This is a genomic window from Alloalcanivorax sp. C16-1 (genome assembly GCF_046507805.1).
Taxonomy (GTDB): domain Bacteria; phylum Pseudomonadota; class Gammaproteobacteria; order Pseudomonadales; family Alcanivoracaceae; genus Alloalcanivorax.
Genome location: NZ_JBKFTK010000002.1, coordinates 446,289 through 471,620 on the forward strand (window position 1 = coordinate 446,289; position 25,332 = coordinate 471,620).

Annotated in this window: 23 protein-coding genes and 1 tRNA gene; all 24 read left to right on the forward strand. The window is 67.1% G+C overall.

The annotated features are described in order from the left end of the window. Positions 1-2 precede the first annotated feature (2 nt). The 24 genes from ruvB to ACLD0W_RS09380 all read left to right on the forward strand — a co-directional run bounded on the left by ruvB (position 3) and on the right by ACLD0W_RS09380 (position 25,325). Complete coding sequence (gene ruvB, locus ACLD0W_RS09265) at positions 3-1,028, forward strand: Holliday junction branch migration DNA helicase RuvB (RefSeq protein WP_410307200.1); 1,026 nt, start codon at positions 3-5, stop codon at positions 1,026-1,028. Beyond that, entirely contained in the window at positions 1,025-1,459 is a 435-nt protein-coding gene (ybgC, locus tag ACLD0W_RS09270; RefSeq protein ID WP_410307201.1) for a tol-pal system-associated acyl-CoA thioesterase, read from the forward strand. Before ruvB ends, ybgC begins: the two co-directional genes overlap by 4 nt. Continuing rightward, positions 1,460-2,149: a protein TolQ gene (gene tolQ / locus ACLD0W_RS09275; RefSeq protein ID WP_410307202.1), complete on the forward strand. Its 690-nt coding sequence runs from the start codon at positions 1,460-1,462 to the stop codon at positions 2,147-2,149. It begins immediately after the preceding gene. A gap of 17 nt (positions 2,150-2,166) precedes the next feature. Next, complete coding sequence (gene tolR / locus ACLD0W_RS09280; protein WP_410307203.1) at positions 2,167-2,601, forward strand: protein TolR; 435 nt, start codon at positions 2,167-2,169, stop codon at positions 2,599-2,601. Next, complete coding sequence (locus ACLD0W_RS09285) at positions 2,598-3,479, forward strand: energy transducer TonB (RefSeq protein WP_410307204.1); 882 nt, start codon at positions 2,598-2,600, stop codon at positions 3,477-3,479. The genes tolR and ACLD0W_RS09285 overlap by 4 nt, the downstream gene beginning before the upstream one ends. 47 nt (positions 3,480-3,526) lie before the next feature. Further along, entirely contained in the window at positions 3,527-4,783 is a 1,257-nt protein-coding gene (gene tolB / locus ACLD0W_RS09290) for a Tol-Pal system beta propeller repeat protein TolB (protein WP_410307482.1), read from the forward strand. A gap of 45 nt (positions 4,784-4,828) precedes the next feature. Further along, positions 4,829-5,401, forward strand: coding sequence for a peptidoglycan-associated lipoprotein Pal (gene pal / locus ACLD0W_RS09295; protein ID WP_410307205.1), 573 nt, complete (start codon positions 4,829-4,831; stop codon positions 5,399-5,401). 6 nt (positions 5,402-5,407) lie between these two features. Continuing rightward, entirely contained in the window at positions 5,408-6,196 is a 789-nt protein-coding gene (gene ybgF / locus ACLD0W_RS09300) for a tol-pal system protein YbgF (RefSeq protein WP_410307206.1), read from the forward strand. A gap of 129 nt (positions 6,197-6,325) precedes the next feature. Beyond that, positions 6,326-6,967, forward strand: coding sequence for a 7-carboxy-7-deazaguanine synthase QueE (queE, locus tag ACLD0W_RS09305; RefSeq protein WP_410307207.1), 642 nt, complete (start codon positions 6,326-6,328; stop codon positions 6,965-6,967). A gap of 42 nt (positions 6,968-7,009) precedes the next feature. Then, positions 7,010-7,678 (forward strand): 7-cyano-7-deazaguanine synthase QueC, encoded by a 669-nt coding sequence (queC, locus tag ACLD0W_RS09310; RefSeq protein WP_410307208.1) that lies wholly within the window; start codon positions 7,010-7,012, stop codon positions 7,676-7,678. Between the two features lie 80 nt (positions 7,679-7,758). Beyond that, positions 7,759-7,834: transfer RNA gene (locus ACLD0W_RS09315), tRNA-Lys, on the forward strand. 421 nt (positions 7,835-8,255) lie between these two features. Beyond that, positions 8,256-9,596 carry a CmpA/NrtA family ABC transporter substrate-binding protein gene (locus ACLD0W_RS09320; protein ID WP_410307209.1) on the forward strand — a complete coding sequence of 447 codons (1,341 nt, stop codon included), beginning with the start codon at positions 8,256-8,258 and terminating at the stop codon, positions 9,594-9,596. 23 nt (positions 9,597-9,619) lie between these two features. Then, positions 9,620-10,618: an ABC transporter permease gene (locus ACLD0W_RS09325; RefSeq protein ID WP_410307210.1), complete on the forward strand. Its 999-nt coding sequence runs from the start codon at positions 9,620-9,622 to the stop codon at positions 10,616-10,618. Positions 10,619-10,645: 27 nt separating this feature from the next. After that, a complete protein-coding gene (locus tag ACLD0W_RS09330; RefSeq protein ID WP_410307211.1) occupies positions 10,646-11,533 on the forward strand; it encodes an ABC transporter ATP-binding protein in 888 nt (295 codons plus the stop codon). 10 nt (positions 11,534-11,543) lie between these two features. Beyond that, entirely contained in the window at positions 11,544-12,824 is a 1,281-nt protein-coding gene (locus ACLD0W_RS09335; RefSeq protein ID WP_410307212.1) for an NAD(P)/FAD-dependent oxidoreductase, read from the forward strand. A gap of 14 nt (positions 12,825-12,838) precedes the next feature. Then, complete coding sequence (gene nirB / locus ACLD0W_RS09340; protein ID WP_410307213.1) at positions 12,839-15,394, forward strand: nitrite reductase large subunit NirB; 2,556 nt, start codon at positions 12,839-12,841, stop codon at positions 15,392-15,394. A gap of 18 nt (positions 15,395-15,412) precedes the next feature. Next, positions 15,413-15,769: a nitrite reductase small subunit NirD gene (gene nirD / locus ACLD0W_RS09345; protein ID WP_410307214.1), complete on the forward strand. Its 357-nt coding sequence runs from the start codon at positions 15,413-15,415 to the stop codon at positions 15,767-15,769. 3 nt (positions 15,770-15,772) lie between these two features. Then, complete coding sequence (locus ACLD0W_RS09350) at positions 15,773-18,421, forward strand: molybdopterin-dependent oxidoreductase (protein ID WP_410307215.1); 2,649 nt, start codon at positions 15,773-15,775, stop codon at positions 18,419-18,421. Between the two features lie 351 nt (positions 18,422-18,772). Next, positions 18,773-19,747, forward strand: a complete 975-nt coding sequence (locus ACLD0W_RS09355) for a YbgA family protein (RefSeq protein WP_410307216.1) — start codon at positions 18,773-18,775, stop codon at positions 19,745-19,747. Positions 19,748-19,757: 10 nt separating this feature from the next. Next, positions 19,758-20,654 (forward strand): MerR family transcriptional regulator, encoded by an 897-nt coding sequence (locus ACLD0W_RS09360; protein ID WP_410307217.1) that lies wholly within the window; start codon positions 19,758-19,760, stop codon positions 20,652-20,654. Next, complete coding sequence (locus ACLD0W_RS09365) at positions 20,626-22,086, forward strand: cryptochrome/photolyase family protein (protein WP_410307218.1); 1,461 nt, start codon at positions 20,626-20,628, stop codon at positions 22,084-22,086. Before ACLD0W_RS09360 ends, ACLD0W_RS09365 begins: the two co-directional genes overlap by 29 nt. Further along, entirely contained in the window at positions 22,083-23,333 is a 1,251-nt protein-coding gene (locus ACLD0W_RS09370; RefSeq protein ID WP_410307219.1) for an NAD(P)/FAD-dependent oxidoreductase, read from the forward strand. Before ACLD0W_RS09365 ends, ACLD0W_RS09370 begins: the two co-directional genes overlap by 4 nt. After that, the gene (locus ACLD0W_RS09375) at positions 23,330-24,094 is read left to right on the forward strand and encodes a DUF1365 domain-containing protein (protein WP_410307220.1); all 765 of its coding nucleotides are present in this window, start codon (positions 23,330-23,332) and stop codon (positions 24,092-24,094) included. The genes ACLD0W_RS09370 and ACLD0W_RS09375 overlap by 4 nt, the downstream gene beginning before the upstream one ends. Continuing rightward, on the forward strand, positions 24,081-25,325 hold the full coding sequence (locus ACLD0W_RS09380) for a class I SAM-dependent methyltransferase (RefSeq protein ID WP_410307221.1): 1,245 nt from the start codon (positions 24,081-24,083) through the stop codon (positions 25,323-25,325). The genes ACLD0W_RS09375 and ACLD0W_RS09380 overlap by 14 nt, the downstream gene beginning before the upstream one ends. Positions 25,326-25,332 lie beyond the last annotated feature (7 nt).

Consider the following 25,332-nt stretch of genomic DNA (forward strand, 5'->3'; position numbering starts at 1 on the left):
CCATGGACAACGAGCGTCTGATCACCGCCGGCGCGGCGGACCCGCGCGAGGAACAGCAGGACCGCGCCATTCGTCCGGCCAGCCTGGCGGACTACCACGGCCAGCCGAAGGTGCGCGAGCGCCTGGAGATCTTTATCGACGCCGCCCGCGGCCGTCGCGAGGCGCTCGATCACACCCTGATCTTCGGCCCGCCGGGCCTGGGCAAGACCACCCTGGCGCACATCATCGCCCGGGAAATGGGCTCGGAGCTGAAGTCCACCTCCGGCCCGGTGCTGGAAAAGGCCGGTGACCTGGCCGCCATCCTCACCAACCTGGAGGAGGGCGACGTGCTGTTCGTGGACGAGATCCACCGCCTGTCCCCGGTGGTGGAGGAGATCCTCTATCCGGCCATGGAGGATTACCAGCTCGACATCATGATCGGCGAAGGCCCCGCCGCCCGCTCCATCAAACTGGACCTGCCGCCGTTCACCCTGGTCGGCGCCACCACCCGCGCCGGCCTGCTCACCGCCCCCCTGCGTGACCGCTTCGGCATCGTCCAGCGCCTGGAGTTCTACGGCGTGGAGGACCTGTCCGGCATCGTCACCCGATCCTGCGGGATTCTCGCCATCCCCATCGACGAGGACGGCGCCCTGGAAGTGGCGCGCCGCGCCCGGGGCACCCCGCGCATCGCCAACCGGCTGCTGCGCCGGGTGCGCGACTACGCCCAGGTGAAAAGCGACGGCCGCATCAGCGGCCCGGTGGCGGAACGGGCCCTGGACATGCTGGAAGTGGACAGCCACGGCCTGGACGGCACCGACCGGCGCCTGCTCAACCTGATGATGCACAAGTTCGACGGCGGCCCGGTGGGGCTGGATTCCCTGGCGGCGGCGCTCAACGAGGACGCCGGCACCCTGGAAGAGGTGGTGGAGCCGTACCTGATCCAGCAGGGTTTCATCCAGCGCACCCCGCGCGGGCGCCTGGTCACCAACCACGCCTGGCGGCATTTCGGCCTGTCCAGCCCGGCCCGCGACGACGATTTGTTTAAATGAGTGAAAAATCTTCTCGAACTTCGGAATTTGCCCTACCGGTCCGCGTCTACATCGAAGACACTGACGCCGGTGGCATCGTCTACTACGTGAACTATTTGAAGTTCATGGAAAGGGCGAGAACCGAATATCTGCGTTCGCTGGGCTATCAGCATTACGGCCTGGCGGAAGAGAACTACCAGTTCGTCGTGCACTCCTGCCAGGTCCGCTACCGCAAGCCCGGCCGGATCGACGACGACCTGCGGGTAAGCGCCCGTTTGACGCACCTGGGCCGCGCCACGCTGATGTTCGCCCAGCAAGTGACCCGGGACGGGGAACTTTTGTGCGAGGCGGAGATCAAGGTGGCCTGTGTCAGCGCCGACGGCATCAAGCCGACGGCTTTGCCGGCGCCCTTGTATGCAACCTTCAAGGCTCAAGTCGAGGAGTTGGGGTAAATGGATGAAACGTCGTCCAGTATGTCGATCCTGTCGCTGGTCACCAATGCGGGGCCGGTGGTTCAGGTGGTCATGCTGGTGCTGCTGCTGGCATCGCTGATTTCCTGGTACATGATCGTCAACCGCTACCGCGTGCTGGGCCGTGCCCGTCGCGCGGACAAGGCGTTCGAGGAAAAATTCTGGTCCGGCGAAGACCTCTCCAGCCTTTATAACCAGGTGCGCAAGAAGCCCAATCCGGATTCCGCCAGCGAGGCGGTGTTCCGTTCCGGCTTCCAGGAATTCGTGCGGCTGTCCAAGTCCACGCGCGGCCCGGACGCCATCATGGAAGGCGCCCAGCGCGCCATGCGGGTGGCGCTGCAACGGGAACAGTCCCGGCTCACCAAGCACCTGCCGTTCCTGGCCACGGTGGGCTCCACCAGCCCCTATATCGGCCTGTTCGGTACCGTCTGGGGCATCATGAACTCCTTCCGCGCCCTGGCCAACGTGACCCAGGCCACCCTCAGCGTGGTGGCGCCGGGTATCGCCGAGGCGCTGGTGGCCACGGCCATGGGCCTGTTCGCGGCGATCCCCGCGGTGATGGCCTACAACCGGTTCGCGTCCCAGTCCGAATCCCTGTTGGGTGACTGCGAGGTGTTCGCCGAGGAGTTTTCCTCGGTGCTGCACCGCCAGGCCCATGGCCGCGACGCTTGAGCCACGGAGGCCCGCTTATGAGTGGTATACGGGTTCGCAAGCCGCGCAAGATGATGGCCGACATCAATGTGGTGCCTTACATCGACGTGATGCTGGTGCTGCTGGTGATCTTCATGGCCACCGCGCCGATGATGACCCAGGGGGTGTCCGTGGACCTGCCGCAGGCGGACAGCGCGCCGATTCTCAACAACGACGAACCGGTGATGATCACGGTGCGCGCCGACGGCAGTTACCACATCAATGTGGGCGAGGACGGCGGGCAGACCGCCTCCAGCCTGGACACCGTCAAGGGCCACGTGCTCACCATCCGCAAGCAGAAACCCAAGACCCTGTTCCTGGTGGAAGGTGACCAGAACGTGCCCTACGGCAAGGTGGTGGTGCTGATGTCCGAGCTGCAGCGGGCCGGGGTCACGAACGTGGGGCTGGTCACGGAGCCGCCGGGGCGTTCATGAGTGATCGCGGGGTTGCCGCCGGCTTCTCGGCGCTGTTGCACCTGGTGGTGCTGGGCCTGATGGTCTTCACCTGGTCCTCGGACCCGGAACTGCGCCGGCCGCCGGATATTCCGCCCCACGTGATGGCCACGGTAATGGAAGAGACCCGTCGCGCCCCGGACGCCAACACCACGCCGGCGCGGGAGGAGAAGGACCAGAAGGCCGCCCCGGAAAAGGCGCCGGAACCGAAGCCCGAGCCCAAGCCGGAGCCCAAACCCAAGCCGAAGCCGAAGCCGGAACCCAAACCGGAGCCGAAACCGAAGCCGGAGCCCAAGCCCCAGCCGAAACCGGAGCCGAAGAAAGAGTCCAAGCCCGAGCCAAAACCTGAGCCGAAGCCCGAGCCAAAACCGGAACCGAAAAAGACGGAACCGAAAAAGGCCGAGCCCGAAAAGCCGAAGCCGAAGCCGGAGAAAGCCAAGCCGGCGCCGGAGTTCGATCAGCCCAGCATGGAGGAGTTGATGGCGGAGGAAGAGCTGGAAATGGCGCGCAAGAAGCGCGACCAGGTCGCCGAGAACCCGGGCTCCGGCCCGGCGGACAGTGATGTGACCGAGGAAACCGCCAGCTACGAGGACGCCATCCGCAACGCCATCTCCCAGCGCTGGCGGATTCCCGGCAACTACCGCAACCGCAATGACCTGAGCGTGCAGGTGCGGATTCAGGTGATTCCCGGCGGCGAGGTGGTCAATGTGCAGGTGGCCAAGTCCAGCGGCTACCCGAACTTCGACGATTCGCTGGTCAACGCCGTGCAGCTGGCCAGCCCGCTGCCGGTACCGGATGGCAAACAGTTTGAGCAGTTCCGTACTTTCGTGATCGTTTTCAGTCCCAGGGATGTGCAATGATGCGAATTATCAACGCCCGAACCGTCGTCGCCCGCGCCGCCGCCGTCATGGCTCTGACCATGCTGGCGCTCAGTGCCCGCGCCGAATTGATGATCCAGATCACCGAGGGCCGCGTGGACGCGGTGCCGATCGCGGTGGTGCCCTTTGCCGGGGCCGCCGACGCCCCGGAAAACATTTCCGATATCGTGCGCGCCGACCTGCACCGCAGCGGCCAGTTCAAGACCCTGGAGCCCGGCGACATGCTCAGCCGGCCGACCAGCGCCGACCAGCTCAGCTACCGGGATTTCCGCGTCCTCAATCAGGAATACGTGGTGGTCGGCAGCATGCAGAAGACCGATTCCGGGGCCTATGAGGTGCGCTACGGGCTGTACGACGTGGCCCGGGGAAAGCAGCTGATGACCGAGAGCTACCGGCCGCCGGCGTCGCAGCTGCGGGACGTGGCCCACGCCATCTCCGACCGCATCTACGAGGAGCTCACCGGCATCCAGGGGGCGTTCTCCACCAAGATTCTGTACGTCACCTTCAACCGGGGCACCCAGAATCCGTACCAGCTTCAATACGCCGACGCCGACGGCGCCCGGGTGCGCACCATCGTGCGCAGCAAGGAGCCGATCATGAGCCCGTCCTGGTCACCGGACGGCTCCAAGATCGCCTATGTGTCGTTCGAGAAAGACGGCCTGCCGAAGATCTACGTGCACGACCTGGCCAGCGCCCAGCGCCGGGTGGTGGCCCAGTACAAGGGCATCAACGGCGCCCCGGCCTGGTCCCCGGACGGCCAGCGGCTGGCGGTGACCCTGTCCAAGGGCGGCAACCCGGACATCTACAGCCTGGACCTGAACAGCGGTGCCCTGGAACAGCTCACCGACCACTACGGCATCGACACCGAGCCGCGCTGGATGCCGGACGGCGAACACCTGGTGTTCACCTCCAGCCGCTCCGGCGGGCCGCAGATCTATGAGCTCGACATCAATGACAAGTCCACCCGCCGGGTGTCGTTCGAGGGGGCCTACAACGCCCGCCCGGACGTGACCCCCGACGGTCGTTATCTGGTTTATGTGCACCGGCGGAACGGCTCGTTCCATGTCGGTGTGCAGGACCTCCAGCGCGGTACGTTCGATATCGTCACAAAGACTGATATGGATGAATCGCCCAGTGTTGCGCCCAATGGAAGTATGATAATTTACGGGACGCAATACCGGGGTACGGGGGTCCTGCAAGCCGTGTCCATCGACGGGAGAGTGAAGGTGGAGCTTCCGTCGAAGGAAGGGGAAGTCAGGGAACCGGCCTGGTCGCCGTTCCTCTGAACGGATCTCAGAGTTCCAATACAGGAAATCAATAGGAGTTTTCGTATGCGTTCGTTCATTAATCCGTTTCTTGCCGTGATTCTTGCTGGCCTGCTGGCCGCGTGTTCCAGCACCCCCACCGAGGAAGATACCTCTTCCACGGATACCATGGGTCAGAACACCCAGACCACGCCGACCACTCCGGTCGAGCGTCCCAAGCCGTCCAAGCCGGAAACCAGCTCCATTCCGCTGACCGCGGAAAACTTCCACAACCATCCGTCCAACTATGACGGCACCACCGACACCCGGGTGATCTACTTTGCCTTCGACAGCAACACCGTACCGGCGGCCGCGTTCGAAAGCCTGCGCGCCCACGCCAAGTACCTGAAGGAAAACCCGAACGCCAAGGTGCGTCTGGAAGGTCACGCCGACGAGCGCGGTACCCGTGAGTACAACGTGGCTCTGTCCGAGCGTCGTTCCGAAGCGGTTCAGAAGTTCCTGCGCGTACAAGGCGTGAGCGCTTCCCAGCTGGAAACCGTTGCTTACGGCGAAGAGAAGCCCGCCGCTTTCGGTCACACCGAAATGGACTGGGCTAAAAACCGTCGCGTGGTACTGAACTACACCGCCGGCCGTCCGTAACCGATGATGAGCTTCAAGCAGGTATTCAAACACGCCACTCTGGCGTTCCTGCTTGCCGGCCCGGCGGTCTGCGCCCAGGCGCAGTCCACCGGGCCCCTGGTCGTGGAGGAGCGTGGCTCCTCCGGCGACCGGGGTTCGGCGAACCCCGCCACCGCCGGCCAGGGCGGTGATGAGGGCCTCTACGTGCTGATGCAGCAGATCGAGCAATACCAGGAGCAGATCCAGGGCCTGCAAGGGCAGGTGGAGGAATTGCGCCACGAGCTGGATCGCCTCAAGGCCGCCGAACGCGAGCGCTACCTGGACCTGGATACCCGTATCAACGCTCTGGTCGATCAGACCAAGAACGCACCTCAAACCGATGCCGAAGCCGGCGACGACGGTGGCAAGAACAGCGCCCCCGCCGATCCGGAAGCGGATCGCGCCGCCTATACCGCGGCCCGTGGCAAGCTGCTCGAACGGGATTTCGACGCCGCCGCCACCGCCTTCGAAAACTATCTCAAGGATTTCCCGCAGGGGCAGTTCCGCGCCCATGCGCATTTCTGGCTGGGCGAGGTTTACAGCAACCAGAAGACGCCCCAGCTGGACAAGGCCCGCCAGCAGTTCCAGACCGTGGTGGACGAATACCCCAACCACAGTCGCGCGCCGACCAGCCTCTACAAGCTGGCCAGCCTGCAGGCCCAGGCCGGCAACACCTCGGAAGCCAAGGTCACGCTGCACAAGCTGATCAAACAGTTCCCGGACGCATCCGAAGCGGAGATGGCCCAGGCCATGCTCAAGCAGCTCGGCGGTAACTGAAAATCGGATCGCGGCTGAAGCGGATCCGCTTCAGCCGCGATACGCTCCGGGCGCCCGCCGCCGCCCACCTATCATTTCCGCCGCACAGGCCCTAGAATCCCCGACCCAGTCCCCAAGCCCGGAATTACCGTGGAACTGCGCGTCACCGAAATCTTCCATTCCCTGCAGGGCGAAGCCCGCACCGTGGGCCGGCCCACCGTCTTCGTGCGCCTGACCGGCTGCCCCCAGCGTTGCGTCTGGTGTGACACCGAATACGCCTTTCAGGGCGGCGAGAAGCGCTCCCTGGACGACATTCTCGACCAGGTGGCCGAACACGGCGCCCACTACGTCACGGTCACCGGCGGCGAGCCCCTGGCCCAGCCCAACTGCCTGCCGCTGCTCACCGCCCTCTGTGATCGGGGCCACGAGGTCAGCCTGGAAACCGGCGGCGCCATGGACATCGCGCCGGTGGACGAGCGCGTCTCGGTGGTCATGGACCTGAAGGCGCCGGGCTCCGGTGAGCAGCACAACAACCGGCTGGACAACATCCCGCACCTGCGCCCCCACCACCAGGTGAAGTTCGTGCTCGCCGACCGGCGGGACTATGATTGGGCACGCTTCATGCTGGACCAGCACCAACTGGCGGCGCGCGTCTCCGACGTGCTGTTCTCGCCGGTGCACGGCCAGCTGAGCGGTGCCGACCTGGCGGACTGGATCGTCGCCGACCGTCTGCCGGTGCGCTTCCAGCTGCAACTGCACAAGCTGCTCTGGAACGACGCCCGCGGCCGCTGAGCCGATCAACGCGCGCCTACGAAGCCGAACAGGAGAATCGCCATGAACACCGCCGTGGTGCTGCTTTCCGGTGGCCTGGATTCCGCCACCTGCCTGGCCATCGCCCGCCACCAGGGCTATCGCTGCCATACCATCGCCTTCGACTATGGCCAGCGCACCCGCTCGGAGCTGGACGCCGCCGCCCGGGTCTCCAGGACGCTGGGCGCCGAATCCCACCGGGTCATCGAACTGGGCCTGGGCGCCATCGGTGGCTCGGCGCTCACCGATCACGCCATCGAGGTGCCGGAGGAGGGCGGTGACGGCATCCCGATCACCTATGTGCCGGCCCGCAATACCGTGTTCCTGTCCCTGGCCCTGGGCCTGGCCGAGGTGGTCGACGCCAGTGCCATCTACATCGGCGTCAACGCGGTGGACTACTCCGGCTATCCGGACTGCCGGCCCGAGTTCATCGACGCCTTCCAGACCCTGGCGGGGCTGGCCACCAAGGCCGGCGTGGAGGGCCACCCCATCGAGATCGCCACGCCCCTGATGCACCTGTCCAAGGCCGACATTATCCGCCGTGGCACCGAGCTGGGCCTGGACTACGGCCTCACCGTGTCCTGCTACCAGGCCGACGCCGACGGCCGCGCCTGTGGCCGCTGCGACAGCTGCCGCCTGCGTCGCCAGGGCTTCGAGGAGGCATTGATCAAAGATCCAACGATCTATCAATGATCCGGCGCCAATCGAGAAAAAATTCCGCCCTAACCCTTGTCATCCGGAAATAAATCCGTATTATTTGCGCCTCGTTCGACGGGTCGTTAGCTCAGTTGGTAGAGCAGTTGGCTTTTAACCAATTGGTCGATGGTTCGAGCCCATCACGACCCACCAAACCCCGAAAAAGCCCGCCTCCGGCGGGCTTTTTTCGTTGCGGGCCGGCCGCCGCCGGCTCACCGCGTTCCGTGGCCCTCCCTGCATGGCTCCCCGCACCGCTTCAGCGCACCACCACACCGCACGGCGCCCCGTTTTGGCGCGATCCCCTGGCCACGGGCGGCCCCGTCAACGGCGCCAGGCCGGCTCAGGGGCTGGCATGGAAATTGAATATCTCCGGTTGAGTTGATGATTCGCGGGCCGGCCGACGCAGGCGGGCCCGCTCACAAGTTGCGGTTAGAACGAGCAAAGGCGCTCACCACGGAAACGTGGTGGGCGTTTTTTTTGCCAATCGCAAAGAGCCGATTGATAGGAGAAAGCCATGTGCAAGGCCCGTTTTCGGAAACGATCCGCCCCCGGCCGGTGGTTGGCCCGGTGGCTGATGGCGGGTCTGGCGGTGCTGAGCAGCGCCGGCCTGTCCGCCGCCGAGCCGGCCATCGGCTGGCCGGAGAAGCCCCAGTTGACGCTGGGTTTCATCAAGCTCACCGACATGGCGCCGTTGGCGGTGGCCTACGAGAAAGGGTTCTTCGAGGACGAGGGGCTGTACGTCTCGCTGAAGGCCCAGGCCAACTGGAAGGTGCTTCTTGACGGGGTCATCGATGGGCGGCTCGACGGCGCCCACATGCTCGCCGGTCAGCCGCTGGCCGCCACCATCGGCTATGGCACCAGGGCGCCGATCATCACCGCGTTCAGCATGGATCTGAACGGCAACGGCATCACCGTGGCCAATTCGGTGTGGGCGGAGATGAAGAAGAACATCGAGCACCGGGACGGCAAACCGCTGCACCCGATCAGCGCCAGCGCCTTGAAACCGGTGGTCAAGGCGTACCGGGATCGCGGTGAGCCTTTCAAGATGGGCATGGTGTTCCCGGTCTCCACGCACAATTACGAGCTGCGCTACTGGCTCGCCGCCGGTGGCATCCACCCGGGGTTCTACGCGCCCGCCAACGGCGATACCTCCGGGCAGCTGCAGGCCGAGGTGCTGCTGTCGGTGACGCCGCCCCCGCAAATGCCGGCCACCCTGGAGGCCGGCACTATCCACGGCTATTGCGTGGGCGAGCCCTGGAACCAGCAGGCGGTGTTCAAAGGCGTGGGCGTGCCGGTGATCACCGATTACGAAATCTGGAAAAACAATCCGGAGAAAGTGTTCGGCGTCAGCGAAGCCTGGGCCCGCAAGTACCCCAACACCCATGCCCGCCTGATCAAGGCGCTGATCCGCGCCGCCAAATGGCTGGACGAGAACGACAACGCCAACCGCCCCGAGGCGGTGCGGATGCTCGCCAAAAGCGAATACGTGGGCGCCGACGAGGCGGTGATCGCCAACTCCATGACCGGCACCTTCGAATACGAGAAAGGGGACGAGCGGCCGATCCCGGATTTCAACGTGTTCTTCCGCCACCACGCCACCTACCCCTACTACTCCGACGCCATCTGGTACCTCACCCAGATGCGGCGCTGGGGCCAGATTCCGGAGCAAAAGGACGATGACTGGTACCTGGAGACGGCGCGCCGGGTGTACCGCCCGGATATCTATGCGGTGGCCGCCCGGGCGTTGATCGAGGAAGGCCGGATGCAGGGCTCGGACTTTCCGGATTTCGACCGCGAGGACGGTTTCAAACCGCCCCAGTCCGGGTTCATCGACGGCATCACCTACGACGGCCGTCGCCCCAATGCCTATCTCGATAAATTCGCCATCGGCCTGAAAGACGACCAGCGCCCGTAGCGCGGTGGCCATAGGAGAGTGAGATGACTTCGATCAGCCGGCAAACCGGACTCAATCCCTGGCTCAAGCTGTTGCGCGGGCACCGGGCGGTGTCCCCGCGGGCGCTGGGCAATGTTCTGCTGGTGCCGCTGGCCGGCATCGCCGTGTTCCTGTTGCTGTGGGCCCTGGCGGCGCCACGCATCCATACCTCCCTGGGCGCCTTTCCCGGGCCGCTGGATGTGTGGGGGCAGGGCGCCGCATTGCTCGAGGAACACGCCGCGGAGCGCCGCGAGGAACAGGCTTTCTACGAACGTCAGCGCGCCCGCAACGCGGAGCGCAAGGCGATGGATCCGTCCTACCAGCCGAGGATCTTTCCCTACACCGGCAGCGCCACCTTTCTCGACCAGATCCTCACCAGCCTGATGACGGTGACGGCGGGTTTCGTGCTGGCCTCTCTTCTGGCCATTCCCCTGGGCATCCTGATCGGCCTGAGCCGCACTCTGTATCGCGCCTTCAACCCGGTGATCCAGTTGCTCAAGCCGGTGTCGCCGCTGGCCTGGTTGCCCCTGGTGACGATGGTGGTGAGCGCCGTCTATGTCAGCCAGGACCCGCTGGTGCCCAAGTCGTTCATCACTTCCATGGTCACGGTGATGCTGTGCTGCCTGTGGCCCACCGTGATCAACACCGCCGTGGGCGTGGCCGGCGTCGACGCCGATCTCAACAACGTGAGCCGGGTGCTGCGGCTGGGCTGGCTCACCCATGTGCGCACCATCGTGCTGCCGTCGGCGATGCCGATGATGTTCGCCGGCCTGCGCACCTCCCTGGGGATCGCCTGGATGGTGCTGATCGCGGCGGAAATGCTGGCGCAGAGCCCGGGCCTGGGCAAGTTCGTCTGGGACCAGTTTCAAAACGGCAGCTCCGAATCGCTGAGCCGGATCATGGTGGCGGTGATCACCATCGGGGCCATCGGCTTTCTGCTCGACCGGCTGATGCTGGCGGTGCAGAGCCTGGCCGCCTGGGACAAATCCACGGACCCGCGCTGAACCCGCCGCGCGAGAGGAGCCCTTGTCATGAGCAACTACCTCGACATCTCCAAGGTGAGCATTGATTTCCCTTCGCCGCAGGGGCCGTTCCGGGCTCTGGACGCGCTGTCGCTGCGTATCCGGAAAGGCGAGTTCGTGTCGCTGATCGGCCACTCCGGCTGCGGCAAGTCCACGGTGCTGAACATCATCGCCGGCCTGCTGCGGGCCAGCGAGGGCGGCGTGGCCCTGGACGGAAAGGAAGTGAACGAACCCGGTCCGGACCGGGCGGTGGTGTTCCAGAACCATTCGCTGCTGCCCTGGCTGACCGCCTACGAGAACGTGCAGCTGGCGGTGCGCCAGGTGTTTCGCGGCCGTATGGGCAAGGCGGAGATGCGCGACTGGGTGGAGCACAACCTGAACCTGGTGCACATGGCCCACGCCCTGCACAAGCGCCCGGGCGAACTGTCCGGCGGCATGAAGCAGCGGGTCGGCATCGCCCGTGCCCTGGCCATGCGTCCCAAGGTGCTGCTCATGGACGAGCCGTTCGGCGCGCTGGACGCGCTCACCCGGGCGCACATGCAGGATTCGCTGATGGAGATTCAGCGCGAGCTGAACAATACCGTGGTGATGATCACCCATGACGTGGACGAGGCGGTATTGCTGTCCGACCGCATCGTGATGATGACCAACGGCCCCGCCGCCACCATCGGCGAGGTGCTCGACATCGACCTGCCGCGCCCGCGCAACCGCGTCACCCTGGCCGAGAACAGCGCCTACAACCATTTCCGTCAGCAGGTGCTGCGCTTCCTCTATGAGAAGCAGCGCAAGGTGGTGGAGATGCCCCGCGAAACCGAAACCGGAGCCGGCGGCGCCGGCACCCCATCGGTGCGCGGCAAGGTGGCCGGTCTGGTCGACCGGCTCGGCCGGCGGGCCTGAGGGGGCGGTCATGAATGACGAAATCACCGTCTCAGGCAATCCGCGCCGGCGCCGTCTGCTGATCGTCGGCAATGGCCTGGCCACCGACAGTCTGATCGACCACCTGGGCACGGACCACGACTGGTCGGTGCAGGTGCTCGGCGACGAACCGGTGCGCCACTACAACCGCATCATGCTGTCGCCGTTGCTGGGCGGAGAAATCGATCTGCCCTCGATCTCGCCGCGCGATGAGAGCTGGTATCGGGCGCGCCGGGTCACGGTGAGTCCGGGCAAGCGGGTCACGGGCATCGACCGCCGCCGGCGGCGTGTGCTTTGCGACGACGGCGAACGGATCGACTACCACACCCTGGTGCTGGCCACCGGCGCGCGGTCGTCGCTGCCGCCGCTGCCGGGCGTCGGGGCCCTGGCCGGGGTCGGCGGCTTCCGGTCCCTGGAGGACGTGCGGCGCCTGCGTCAGCACTGCCAGGCGCGGCCGGGTACGCGGGCGGTGGTGATCGGCGCCGGCCTGTTGGGCGTGGAGGCCGCCGTCGGCCTGCGTCGTCTGGGCGCCGACGTGACCCTGGTGCATCGCCGCCCGGTGCTGATGAACCGGCAGCTCGACGCCAGCGCGTCGTCTTTGCTGGAAGCGTCCCTGGCCGCCCGGGGTATCCGGGTACGCACCGGTTGCGACCCCAGGCGTCTTCTCGGCGACGGCTCGGTGAGCGCAGTTGAAGTGGAAGAGGGCGGTGCGGCGGAAACGCTGCCCGCCGATCTAGTGGTGTTCGCCACCGGCATCACGCCGAACCGGGAGCTGGCGCAAGCCGCCGGCCTGGAGTGTGGCGCCGGCGTGCGCGTTGACAGCGCCCTGCGGACTTCCGAGCCGCACGTTCATGCCCTGGGCGAATGCTGCGAATTCCAGGGCAACACCTACGGCCTGGTGGCACCGGTGCGGGCACAGGCCAACGTCCTGGCCCGGGTGCTCCGCGGTCAGCACGCCCGTTATTGCGATCCTTCCCCGGTCACCCGCCTCAAGGTCAGCGGCCTCGATATTCACAGCATGGGGCAGGTGGAAGCGGAAACCGGCCAGCAGAGCCTGTGGCTCAGCGACGCCGCCGCCGGTGTTTATAAAAAACTGATTATCGAAGACGGCCGCCTGCGCGGCGTGCTGCTGGTCGGTGATGTGCGCCACGGCCAGTGGTACGCCGAGGCCCTGCAAAGCGACCGCGACGTCAGCGCGCTGCGCGACATTCTGCTTACCAACCCGACCCGTGACGACTCAGCCGCGACCGGTGTTTCGGTCGACGTGGCTTAACAGGAGGCAAGACCATGACGGACGACAACCCCGTACTCCCCACCTCGGGCAACCTGGTGATCATCGGCAACGGCATGGTCGGTCATCACCTGGTGAAGACCCTGGTCGAGCAGGGCGACGCCAGCCCCTGGACGATTCATGTGTTCGCCGGCGAAAGCCGGCCCGCCTACGACCGGGTGCATTTGTCCGCGTTGTTCGATGACCGGACCCCGGAGGACCTCTGCTTGTCCCCGGCGCGGTGGTATCGGGACAACCGGGTGACCCTGCACCTTGACGACCCGGTGGTGGAGATCGACCGGGACACTCAAACCGTGATGACCGCCGGCGGCGTGCGGCAGGATTACGACGCCCTGGTGCTGGCCACCGGTTCCTATCCGTTCGTGCCGCCGATCCCCGGCCACGAACAGGAAAACTGCCTGGTGTACCGCACCGTGGACGACCTGGATGCCATCAAGCGCCTTGCCGGCAACGCCCAACGCGGGGTGGTGGTGGGCGGCGGCCTGCTCGGCCTGGAAGCCGCCAACGCCCTGCGGCTGCTGGGGCTGGAAACCCATGTGGTGGAATTCGCGCCGCAATTGATGCCGGTACAGCTGGACGAAACCGGCGGCGCCCTGCTGCGCCAGGAAGTGGAAGCGCTCGGCGTGCACATCCACACCGGCCGGAAAACCGAGCGGATCGACGCCGGTAAAACCCACGCCCTGCGCATGAACTTCGAAGGCCACGAGCCCCTGGAAACCGACCTGATCGTGTTCTCCGCCGGCATTCGTCCACAGGACGCTCTGGGCCGTCAGGCCGGCCTGACCCTGGGCGAGCGCGGCGGCATCGTGGTGGACAACCAGTGCCGCACCTCGGACCCGGCGATTTTCGCCATCGGCGAATGCGCGCTCTGGAACAACCAGATCTTCGGGCTGGTGGCGCCGGGCTACACCATGGCACGCACCGTGGCCGCGGTGCTCAACAACGAAGCCGGCGATTTCACCGGCGCCGATATGAGCACCAAGCTCAAGCTGATGGGCGTGGACGTGGGCTCGGTGGGCGATGCCCAGGCGCGCACCGCCGGTGCCCGTTGTTACCGCTTTCAGGACGAGGTGGCCGGTGTCTATCGCAAGCTGGTGGTCAGCGAGGACCGGAAGTACGTGCTCGGCGCCATGCTGGTGGGCGATTGCGGCGCCTACGACACCCTGCTGCAGTACATGCTGAACGGCATTCCGCTGCCGGACAATCCAGCGTCGTTGATTCTGCCCGCCGGTGACACGCCGCCGGCGCTGGGCGCCGACGCGCTGCCGGACGGCGCCACCATCTGCTCCTGCCACAATGTGTCCAAGGGCGCCATCAACGCGGCGTTGGATGGCGGCTGCTGTTCCCTGGGCGACATCAAGGACGCCACCAAGGCGTCCACCGGTTGCGGCGGTTGCGCCGCCTTGCTGAAAAGCGTGGTGGACGCGGGGCTGGAAGCGCGCGGGGTGGAAGTGAACAACCATCTTTGTGAGCACTTTGCCTATTCGCGCCAGGAGCTTTACCACCTGATTCGCGTGGGCGGTTTGAAAAGCTTCAGCGCGGTGCGCGACGCGCACGGCCAGGGTCTGGGTTGCGACATCTGCAAGCCGACGGTGGCCTCGATTCTGGCCAGCATCCACAACGACTACATCCTCGAACCGGAGCACGTGGGGCTGCAGGACACCAACGATGTGTTTCTCGCCAACATGCAGAAGGACGGTACCTATTCCGTGGTGCCGCGGGTGCCGGCCGGTGAGATCACCCCGGACAAGTTGATGACCCTGGGCCGGGTGGCCGGCAAATACGATCTCTATACCAAGATCACCGGCGGCCAGCGCATCGACCTGTTCGGCGCGCGCCTGGAGCAACTGCCACTGATCTGGGAAGAACTGATCGAGGCCGGCTTCGAGACCGGCCACGCCTACGGCAAGTCGGTGCGCACGGTGAAGTCCTGCGTCGGTTCCACCTGGTGCCGCTACGGCGTGCAGGACAGCGTCGGCATGGCGATCTTCCTGGAGCACCGCTACAAGGGGCTGCGCTCGCCGCACAAGCTCAAGTTCGGCGTGTCCGGCTGTACCCGGGAATGCGCCGAGGCGCAAAGCAAGGACATCGGCGTGATCGCCACCGAGAACGGCTGGAACCTGTACGTGTGCGGCAACGGTGGCATGCGCCCACGGCACGCGGATCTGTTCGCCACCGACCTCTCCGATCAGGCACTGGTGCAACTGGTGGACCGGGTGCTGATGTTCTACGTGCGCACCGCGGACCGTCTGCAGCGCACCTCGGTGTGGCTGGAAAACCTGGAAGGCGGTCTGGATTACCTGCGCCAGGTGGTGATCGACGACAGTCTCGGCATCGCCGAGGAGCTGGAAGCGCAGATGGCCGTGGTCCGCGAGCGCTATCAGTGCGAGTGGCGCACCACCATCACTGATGAGCAGAAGCTCAAGCGCTTTCGCAGCTTCGTCAACGCGGACACCCCGGACCGGGACATCCGCTTCGTGCGCGAACGGGGTCAGCCCCGTCCCGCCACCGAGCAAGACCCTTTGAACCGCATCGAGACCGTCAGCGTTTGAAACGGAAGGAGCACGATCATGTCATGGCAGCACATTTGTACCCGTGAGGACCTGGTGGCCGGCGGCGGCGTGGCCGCGTTGGTGGATGGCGAGCAGGTGGCACTGTTCTATCTGCCGGATCAGTCGCCGCCGCTGTACGCGATTGGCAACCGCGACCCCATCGGCGGCGCCAACGTGCTGTCCCGGGGTATTGTCGGTGACGTCAACGGCGAGCTGGTGGTGGCCTCGCCGCTGTACAAGCAGCACTTCAGCTTGCGCAGCGGCATCTGCCTGGAGCAGGGCGAGGTGGCGGTGCCGGTCTGGGAGGCGAAGCTGGACGGTGACCAGGTGTCGCTGCGACCGCCGGCGGCGGCGCTCCACCGGACCGGCACCTGAGCCATGTCCGAGCGCGTCCCGATGACCGAAACCACCTGCCCGTATTGCGGCGTGGGCTGCGGGGTGGCGGTGCAGGGCGCCGGCCGGAGCGTGGCCGGCCTCGAATCCCATCCGGCCAACCGGGGCCGGCTCTGCGTCAAGGGCACGGCGCTCCCCGACACCCTGGACCTCCGCCATCGGCTGCTGCACCCGGAGGTGGACGGGGCCCGGGTGGATTGGGACACGGCGCTGGATGAAGTGACCCGCCGGTTGCGTGACACCCTGGCCCGGTACGGCCCGGACAGCGTCGCCTGCTACGGCTCCGGGCAGCTGCTGACCGAGGACTATTACGTCGCCAACAAATTGATGAAAGGGTTTATCGGCAGCGCCCATATGGACACCAACAGCCGGCTTTGCATGGCGTCGGCGGTGGCCGGCTACAAGCGCGCCTTCGGCGGCGATAGCGTGCCCGGCTGTTATGAAGACCTGGACCAGGCCGACCTGCTGGTGCTGGCGGGTTCCAACGCGGCCTGGACCCATCCGGTGCTGTATCAGCGCATGGTCGCCGCCAGGAAGGCACGGCCCGACACCAGGGTGGTGGTGATCGACCCCCGCCGCACCGCCACCTGTGACCTGGCCGACCTGCATCTGCCATTGCGCCCGGGGGCCGACGGCCTGTTGTTCAACGGCCTGCTGGCCTGGCTCGCCGGGCACGGCCACCTGGATCGGGACTACATCCGCGCGCACACCCGCGGCTTCGACGACGCCCTGGCCCGGGCCAAGGCGGACAGCGGTTCGCTGGCCGGCCTGGCGCGCCGCTGTGATCTGCGCGAAGCGGATATCCGCACGTTCTTTCAGTGGTTCGCCGAGCGCCCGCGCACCGTCACCTTCTACTCCCAGGGCATCAACCAAAGCGCCACCGGCACCGACAAATGCAACGCCATCATCAACTGCCACCTGGCCACCGGCCGGGTGGGCAGGCCCGGCGCCTCGCCGTTCTCCATCACCGGCCAGCCCAACGCCATGGGCGGCCGCGAGGTGGGCGGCCTGGCCAACCAGCTGGCCGCGCACATGGACTTCGCCGCCGATGATGTGGACCGGGTCAAGCGGTTCTGGAACGCCCCCCATATGGTCGGCGAACCGGGCCTCAAGGCGGTGGACCTGTTCCAGGCCGTGGCCACCGGCCGGGTTCGGTTTATCTGGATTCTTGCCACCAATCCGGTGGTCAGCCTGCCCGAGGCGGACCGGGTGCGCGAGGCCCTGCGACGGTGCCCCACGGTGGTGGTGTCCGACTGCATGGCCGATACCGACACCGTGCGAATGGCGGACATCAAACTGCCCGCCCGCACCTGGGGCGAAAAGAACGGCACCGTCACCAATTCAGAGCGCTGTATTTCCCGCCAACGGCCTTTCCTGGACGCGCCCGGCGAGGCGCGCCCGGACTGGTGGGCGCTGGCCCGGGTGGGCCGCCGTCTCGGTTACAGCGAGGCGTTCGCCTGGGAACACCCCGCCCAGGTGTTCGCCGAGCACGCGGCCCTGTCCGGGTTCGAAAACGAGGGGCGCCGGGCGTTCGACATCAGTGGCCTGGCGACGCTGGACCGGGCCGGCTACGACGCCCTGGCGCCGGTACGCTGGCCGGTCAACCGGCACTGGCCGCGGGGCCGCCAGCGGCTGTTCGGCGACGGCCGCTTTCACACCGACGACGGTCGCGCCCGCTTCGTGGCGATCACCGCCGCGCTGCCCGAGGATCCGCCCCTGACCGGGGAGTTGATCATGAACACCGGCCGTATCCGCGATCAGTGGCACACCATGACCCGCACCGGCAAGGCGCGGCGGTTGCTCCAGCACATCGGCGAACCCTTCGTCGCCCTGCACCCGGAGGACGCCCGCCGTCACCGCATCGAGGACGGCCAGCTGGCCACCGTGGAAAACCCCCTGGGCGCGATTACCGTGCGCGCGCGAATCACCGCCGACCAGCGTCGCGGCGAACTGTTCGTGCCGATGCACTGGAGCGGTCCGTTCAGCGCCCGCGCGCGCCAGGGCGCCCTGGTATCGGCCACCACCGACCCGCTGTCCGGCCAGCCGCAATCGAAATTCTCCCGGGTCCGGGTGACGCCCCGCGCGGTGCGCTGGCAGGGCTTTCTGATCACCCGGGCCCGGCACCATGACCCGGACTGCCTGTACTGGAGCTACAGCCCCCTGCCCGGCGGGCACCTGTTCGAGCTGGCCGGCGACGATGACCCGGATCGGGCCCGCCAGCGCCTGGCCGCTCTGATCCGGGACCCCGGCGAGGGGGAAGAGCCGCAATGGCTGGAGCTGCGGGACCCCGGCGCCGGCCACTTTCGCCGGGTGGCGGTGCGGGACGGCCGCCTGATCGGCGCCTTGTTCATTCATCCCACCGGCGCGCTGCCCGGCCGGGACTGGCTGATCGGCCTGTTGCAACGGAAGCGGCTGGAGGACCATGAACGGCGGGCGCTGCTCGGCGGCGAAGCGCCCCACGGCGGCGCCGGGGACGGGCCGGTGGTGTGCGCCTGTTTCCAGGTCGGCGAGCGCGCCATCCGGGCGCGCATCGACGCTGGCGACGGCAGTGTGGAAGCGCTGGGCCGGTCACTCCGCTGCGGCACCAATTGCGGCTCCTGCCTGCCCGAGCTGAAACAGCTGCTGCAAAGCTGAGGCAAAAAACGCCGGGAGCGTTTTGGCGGGAAAATCGCTCCAGCTGAGCCGCGCCCCTGATGGAGAGAGACTTCCCGCCAAAGCAAAAAAAAAGGCCACCCGGGGGAAGGTGGCCTTGGGGGATCCTTCATTGCCTGAAGGAAGGGGGATACGCGTCGCTTAACGCCCTGGGGGAGGCGGTGACCATCCGTGGCCGGCGACGCAGATTTACTGTCTCACGATTTCCCGCCGCCGTGTGTAAAACAGCTTTAAATGTGCCCCCCGAAAAACCCGCCCGCGCGGCTTCACAATCCGTTCATCGTTGCCCATCCAAACTTGTACAAGTTCAATCACTTGTACAGGTAGACCGTCATGGACCGCGATCACCGCTCCGCACCGCACGACGACCGCATCCCGGTGGGCATCAGCGCCTGCCTGCAGGGCCGCGAGGTCCGCCACGACGGCGGACACAAACACTCCCGCTACTGCACCGAAGTGCTGTCCCGCTACTTCCGGTTCCACTCCCTGTGCCCGGAAATGGGGGCCGGCCTGACCACGCCCCGGCAGGCCATGCACCTGGTGGACACCGACCAGGGTGTGCGGCTGAAGGCGACCCGGGGCGACCGGGACTTCACCGACCTGATGACCGGCTTCGTGGACCGCACCCTGGACGGGCTGGCCGGGCTGCGCGGTTTCGTGCTGATGGCCAAATCGCCGAGCTGTGGCATGGAGCGCATCCGCGTCTACCGGGAGGACGGCGAAGTGGGCCGCCGGGATGCCAGCGGCCTGTTCGCCGGCGCGCTGATGGCGCGCTATCCGCTGATGCCGGTGGAAGAGGAGGGCCGTCTCAACGACGACCGCCTGCGGGAGAACTTCGTGGAGCGGGTGTTCGTCTACGACGACTGGTGCCGCCTGCGCGAGCAGGGGCTCACCGCCAAGGGCCTGATCGAATTCCACAGCCGCCACAAATTCCAGCTGCTGGCCCACGGTGAGGCCACCTACCGGCGCCTGGGGCCGATGCTGGCGGACCTGAAGAGCCGGCCCCTGGACGAGATCGCCGACGACTACATCGGCGCCTTCATGCCGGCCATGGCCCAACGGGTGTCACCGGGCGCCCACGTCAACGCCATGCTGCATCTGGCCGGCTTCCTGCGCGATCACCTGGACGACGCGGACCGGCGCCTGCTGCACGAGCAGATCGAGGCCTACCATCGCGGCGACGTGCCGCTGGTGGTGCCGATGACGTTGCTGCGCGGGGCGCAGCGCAAGGTGGCGCAGCCCTACCTGGCCCAACAGCAGTATCTCAATCCCTACCCGGACGCTCTGGGTCTGCGCAACCGTGTCTGAGGCATCGTCCATGAGTACCCCGGATTACAGCATCCAGGCGATCGGTGAGCTTACCGGCGTGTTGCCGGTGACGCTGCGCGCCTGGGAGCGGCGTTACGGCCTGATCCGGCCGGCGCGCACGGCGCGCGGCCACCGCCGCTACAGCGACGCGGACCTGCACCGCATTCGCCGCATTCTGGCCTGGCTGGAGCGGGGCCTGCCGATCGGGCAGGTGCGCGCGCTGCTGGACGGCGAGGACGCCCCGGTGCTGGCCGGCGATCCCTGGCGGCGCGCCGTGGAGGACGGCCTGGCGGCGCTGGAGGCCCGCAATGTGCGGCGCCTGGAGCAGTGGTTCCAGGGTCTGGTGGCGGACTATGCGCTGGACAAAGTGCTCACGCATTGCTGCGACCCGTTGCGAGAGCATCTGCGGTCGCGGCCGGACGGCGCCGCCGCGCGCCTTCTGCTGGACAGCGTTTTACGCCAGAAACTGGGCGGCCGGGCGCTGGCGCTGGCCCCCGACCGCCGGGACCCGGCCTGGCTGGTGCTGGCGGTGGGCGACCCGCTGCCGGCGCTGAGCCGGGCGGTGGCGCGCGGGGCGCCGGTTTGGTGTCTGGAGGACGCGCCGCCCTGGAGCGCCCTGGCGTCCTGGCTGGCGGACCCGCGCACGCGGGGCGTGCTGTGGGTGCTGGGCGAACATCCCGGCCGGCGCCGCGCCGACCAGCTGTGGCCCGCCGACGCGGTGCCTCACTTGCCGGTCTGGTGCACCGGCCCGGCGCTCACCGATGAACTGATCACCCCGCCCTGGCTGCGGCGGGTGCCCGGCGACCGGGCCGCCCTGTACGCGGCCTGGGACGCCGACCTTCACCACGCGGACAACGAACACGCCGATAAACAAGGAGATGCCGGTGCGACTGGTATGGTTTCGTAACGACCTGCGCTGTCACGGACACACGCCTCTGACCCAGGCGCTGGCCGGCGGCGATCCGGTGATCGCCCTGTATCTGCTGTGCCCCCGGCAGTGGGACGACCACGACGTGGCACCGCTGCGCCGCTGGTACCTGCTGGAAAGCCTGCTGGAACTGGGCGACACCCTGGCGGCCAAGGGCATCGACCTGCACGTGCGGGACGCCGGCGATTTCGACGGCGCCGTGGACACCCTGGCCGGGTTCGTGGCGGAGCAGGGCGTGCGCGAAATTTTCTGCAACCGGGAGTACCCGCTCAACGAACTGAACCGGGACCGGGCGGTGGCCCGGCGTCTGGAGGAGCAGGGCGTGCGGCTGCACGGTTTCGACGACGGCGTGCTGGTGCCGCCGCGCACCCTGAGCACCGGCAAGGGCACGCCGTACACGGTTTTCACCGCCTATAAGAAGCGCTGGGACCAGTGGATGGACGACGCCGATCCGGGCGCCTTGCCGGCGCCGGCCTGGCCGGCTTCGTCCGGTGCCGCGAAGAAAGGGCGTTTCCATGGCCGCGACCGGGTCGAGTCGCTGCGCGACGATCTGGACCTGCCGGACACCCTCACCGCGCCCTGGCAGCCCGGCGAAACCGCCGCCTATCGGCAGCTTTACGATTTCGTCGAGCACCAGCTGGGCGACTACAAACGCTACCGGGACTTTCCCGCCGAGCCCGGCACCAGCGGCCTGTCCACGGCCCTGTCCGCCGGTACCCTGGCGCCGCTGGACGCCTATCTGGCGGCGCGTCGGGCGCTGGCCGACAGCGGCGCCCGGGAAGGCGCCGCCACCTGGATCGGTGAACTGGCCTGGCGCGACTTTTACCGCCAGATCATGCATCGTTTCCCCCGGCTTGCCACGGGGATCCCGTTCCGGCCGGAAACCCGGCTGCTGCAATGGAACGACAACGACGCGCATTTCCAGGCCTGGTGCGAAGGACGCACCGGTTACCCGCTGGTGGACGCGGCCATGCGCCAGCTGGTGCGCACCGGCTGGATGCACAACCGGTTGCGCATGTTGACCGCCATGTTTCTCAGCAAGCATCTGTTTATCGACTGGCGCAGGGGCGAACGCTTTTTCATGCAGCATCTGATCGATGGCGATTTCGCCAGCAACAACGGCGGCTGGCAGTGGAGTGCCTCCACCGGCACCGACGCGGCGCCGTACTTCCGGGTGTTCAGCCCGATCCGTCAGAGCCACCGGTTCGATCCGCAGGGGCGCTTTATCGCCCGCTACGTGCCGGAACTGGCGGAACTGGACGACGACACCATCCACGAGCCCTGGAAGCAGCCGTTGCTGTGCCCGGACTATCCGGCGCCCATCGTCGCGCACAAGGGCGTCAAGGAATTCGTGCAGAAGGCGTTCCGCCAGGCCGGCGACGCCTGGCGCCAGCAGGAGAACAGCCAATGAGCCAGCGCATCGCCATCATCGGCGCCGGCATCAGCGGGCTCACCGCCGCCTGGTATCTGGGCGGGCGGCACCGGGTCACGGTGTTCGAGGCGGAGCCGGAGCCCGGCGGCCACACCTACACCCTGGATGTGCACCGGGACCACGGCGACTTTGCCGTGGACATGGGCTTTATCGTCTTCAACGACCGTACCTACCCGAACTTCGAAGCGCTGCTGTCGGAGCTGGACATCGGCCGGCAGCCCACCGCCATGGGCTTCGCGGTGAGCGACGCCAGCCAGAGCGTGGAATATTGCGGTGACGGTCTGCGCGGTTTCTTCGGTCAGCGCCGCAACTGGGTGAGTCGTCGTCACTGGCGCCTGCTCGCCGACATCCTGCGTTTCAATCGGGAAGCGCCGGCGCTGCTGGAGCAGCAGGAAGGGGAACAGCCGCTGGGGGAATACCTGCGCGCCCGGGGCTATGGCGAGGCGTTCCGGCGCCACTACATCCTGCCCATGGGCGGAGCGATCTGGTCCTGTTCCCTGACCCAGATGGAGGCGTTTCCGGCCCGCTTTTTCGTGCGCTTCTTTATCAACCACGGCCTGCTGGCGCTGCGCGACCGGCCCCAGTGGTACGTGGTGCCCGGCGGCTCGCGCAGCTATGTGACCGCCCTGCGGCAGCGCTGCCAGGCGGAGATCCGCACCGCCACGCCGGTGCGCCAGGTGCGCCGCGACGACCAGGGCGTGACCCTGACCCTGGACGGTGCCACGGAGCGGTTCGATCAGGTGATCCTGGCCTGCCACAGCGACCAGGCCCGGGCGCTGCTGGCGGATCCGGACCCCCGCGAGCGCGACTGTCTGGCGCGCTTGCCCTATCAGAGCAACGACGTGGTGCTGCACACCGACACCCGGCTGCTGCCGCGCCGCCGCCGGGTCTGGTCCAGCTGGAACGCGCTGCTCGGCGACGCCGCCGACGACCAGCCGGTGCAGGTCACCTACAACATGAACATTCTGCAGGGCCTGGACGCGCCGGAAACCTTCTGCGTGACCCTCAACGCCGGCGATCGCATCGACCCGGCGCGCATTCTCCACCGGGTACGCTTCGACCATCCGTTGTTCACCCTGGACGGCCTGGCCGCCCGGAACACCCTGCTGGCGGACAACGGTGCCCGGCGCACCTGGTTCTGCGGCGCCTGGTGCCGCAACGGCTTTCACGAGGACGGCGTGGCGTCGGCGCTGGCGGTGGTGCGCGGCCTGGAGAAGACGCCGTGATTGCGCGCTTCGCGCTGGCCCGCGGCCACGTCTGGCACCGTCGCTTCGAACCGGTGGACCATCGCTTCCGCTACCCGCTGTGGCTGGTGTGGTGCGACCTGGACGCCACCGATGAACTGATCCGGCGTCACGCCGGATGGGGGCGCCGCTGGCGGCCGGTCACTTTCCGGGACCGGGATTTCGTCGATCAGGAGGACCGCGCGGTGGGCGCCAAAGTGCGCGCCAAGGCCGGCGAGCTGGGCCTGGACTGGCGTGCCGGCCGGGTCTGCATGCTCGGCCAGTGGCGCACCTTCGGCGTGCTGTTCAATCCTCTGGTTTTGTATTTTCATTTTCCCGACGGCTCGGACAAACCGGACGCGGCGGTGGCGGAAGTGCGCAACACCCCCTGGCGGGAGCGGCATTTCTATCCGCTGCGGTTCCGTGACGAGAACGGCGAGCAGGTGGTGGAGCACGACAAAAATTTTCACGTGTCACCGTTTCTGCCGTTGGCGCTACGCTACCACTGGACCCTTCACGCCCTATTTCCCGCTTTGCGCCTAACGTTGCGGGATCGGGACGGCGAGCGGACGGTGTTCGCCGCCGGCCTGGATCTGGCCATGCTGGAAGCCCGCCCGCCGGCGATGACGGCGGTGATCGCCCGCTTCGGCGCCCAGGGTGTGCGCACCCTGGCGGGGATTTACTGGCAGGCCTGGAAACTCTGGCGAAAAGGCGTGCCGTTGTACGCGCACCCGGAACGGAGAAAGACACATGATGGACGGTGAAAAAGCTCTGGCGACTCAGCGCCCGTCCTGGATGCAGGGTGTGGCGAGAAAGCAGGTGCAGGCGCACCTGGCGAAGCTGCCCCACGGCGGCGTGACGCTGCGCGAGCCGGACGGGGAAGTGGTGGTGATCGGCGACGCGGCGTACTTCGGCGCGGAGATCGAAATCCATCACTGGGACACCTACCGGGCAATGATGACCGGCGGCTCCCTGGGCGCGGCGGAAGCCTATATGGCCGGCGCCTGGGACAGCCCGAACCTGCTGGCGGTGATCCGCTATTTCGCCACCAACGTGGAGGCCATGCAGGCCCTGGAAGGCGGCGCCGCGCTGCTGGCCCGGCCGGCGCTGAAACTGCTGCACACCCTCAACCGCAATTCCCCGGCGGGCTCGCGCCGCAACATCGCCGCCCATTACGACCTGGGCAACGATTTCTTCGCGCTGTTTCTGGATCGCAGCATGATGTATTCCAGCGCGGTCTACCCGGATGCGGACGCGGACCTGGAAACCGCCTCCGAGTACAAACTGGAGCGCATCTGCCAGCGCCTGGAACTGGCCCCGGGCCAGCACCTGCTGGAAATCGGCACCGGCTGGGGCGGTCTGGCCCTGCACGCCGCCCGTCACCATGGCGTGCGGGTGACCACCACCACCATTTCCCGGGAACAGGCCCGCTACGCCCGCGAGCAGGTGCGCGCCGCCGGTCTGGAAGACCGCATCGAAGTGCTGGAACAGGATTACCGGGACCTGCGCGGTCACTACGACCGGGTGGTGTCGGTGGAAATGATCGAGGCGGTGGGCCACCAGTATCTGGACGGCTATTTCCGCGTGCTCGGCGAGCGGCTCAAGCCGGACGGCTTGCTGCTGCTGCAGGCGATCACCGTGCCCGACCAGCGCTATGCCTATGCCCGCGACCGGGTGGATTTCATCAAGCGCTATATCTTCCCGGGTGGCTTCCTGCCGTCGGTGTCGGTGATGTGTCAGGGGCTGCGCGACAACACCGCGCTGACGCCGCTGGGGCTGGAAGACATCGGCGAGCATTACGGTCGCACCCTGGCGCACTGGCGCGAGCGCTTCCTGCGCGCCCTGCCCAGGATCCGCGAACTGGGCTTCGACGAGCGCTTCTGCCGGATGTGGGATTATTACCTGTGCTACTGCCAGGGCGCCTTTATCGAGCGCGCCATCAGCACCGTGCATCTGCTGGCGGCGGGACCCGGGTATCGCCCCTCCAGCGCCTGACCCGGGC

Excerpts from the sequence above, each read along its gene's own strand:
- ybgC (WP_410307201.1), top strand. The coding sequence starts at position 1,025 with ATGAGTGAAAAATCTTCTCGAACTTCGGAATTTGCCCTACCGGTCCGC.
- tolQ (WP_410307202.1), top strand. The coding sequence starts at position 1,460 with ATGGATGAAACGTCGTCCAGTATGTCGATCCTGTCGCTGGTCACCAAT.
- tolR (WP_410307203.1), top strand. The coding sequence starts at position 2,167 with ATGAGTGGTATACGGGTTCGCAAGCCGCGCAAGATGATGGCCGACATC.
- ACLD0W_RS09360 (WP_410307217.1), top strand. The coding sequence starts at position 19,758 with ATGAGTACCCCGGATTACAGCATCCAGGCGATCGGTGAGCTTACCGGC.
- ACLD0W_RS09330 (WP_410307211.1), top strand. The coding sequence starts at position 10,646 with ATGAGCAACTACCTCGACATCTCCAAGGTGAGCATTGATTTCCCTTCG.
- ACLD0W_RS09370 (WP_410307219.1), top strand. The coding sequence starts at position 22,083 with ATGAGCCAGCGCATCGCCATCATCGGCGCCGGCATCAGCGGGCTCACC.
- ybgF (WP_410307206.1), top strand. The coding sequence starts at position 5,408 with ATGAGCTTCAAGCAGGTATTCAAACACGCCACTCTGGCGTTCCTGCTT.
- ACLD0W_RS09355 (WP_410307216.1), top strand. The coding sequence starts at position 18,773 with ATGGACCGCGATCACCGCTCCGCACCGCACGACGACCGCATCCCGGTG.
- tolB (WP_410307482.1), top strand. The coding sequence starts at position 3,527 with ATGGCTCTGACCATGCTGGCGCTCAGTGCCCGCGCCGAATTGATGATC.
- ACLD0W_RS09350 (WP_410307215.1), top strand. The coding sequence starts at position 15,773 with ATGTCCGAGCGCGTCCCGATGACCGAAACCACCTGCCCGTATTGCGGC.
- nirD (WP_410307214.1), top strand. The coding sequence starts at position 15,413 with ATGTCATGGCAGCACATTTGTACCCGTGAGGACCTGGTGGCCGGCGGC.
- ACLD0W_RS09335 (WP_410307212.1), top strand. The coding sequence starts at position 11,544 with ATGAATGACGAAATCACCGTCTCAGGCAATCCGCGCCGGCGCCGTCTG.
- queC (WP_410307208.1), top strand. The coding sequence starts at position 7,010 with ATGAACACCGCCGTGGTGCTGCTTTCCGGTGGCCTGGATTCCGCCACC.
- pal (WP_410307205.1), top strand. The coding sequence starts at position 4,829 with ATGCGTTCGTTCATTAATCCGTTTCTTGCCGTGATTCTTGCTGGCCTG.
- nirB (WP_410307213.1), top strand. The coding sequence starts at position 12,839 with ATGACGGACGACAACCCCGTACTCCCCACCTCGGGCAACCTGGTGATC.
- ACLD0W_RS09325 (WP_410307210.1), top strand. The coding sequence starts at position 9,620 with ATGACTTCGATCAGCCGGCAAACCGGACTCAATCCCTGGCTCAAGCTG.
- ACLD0W_RS09365 (WP_410307218.1), top strand. The coding sequence starts at position 20,626 with ATGCCGGTGCGACTGGTATGGTTTCGTAACGACCTGCGCTGTCACGGA.
- ruvB (WP_410307200.1), top strand. The coding sequence starts at position 3 with ATGGACAACGAGCGTCTGATCACCGCCGGCGCGGCGGACCCGCGCGAG.
- ACLD0W_RS09320 (WP_410307209.1), top strand. The coding sequence starts at position 8,256 with ATGGCGGGTCTGGCGGTGCTGAGCAGCGCCGGCCTGTCCGCCGCCGAG.
- ACLD0W_RS09285 (WP_410307204.1), top strand. The coding sequence starts at position 2,598 with ATGAGTGATCGCGGGGTTGCCGCCGGCTTCTCGGCGCTGTTGCACCTG.
- ACLD0W_RS09380 (WP_410307221.1), top strand. The coding sequence starts at position 24,081 with ATGATGGACGGTGAAAAAGCTCTGGCGACTCAGCGCCCGTCCTGGATG.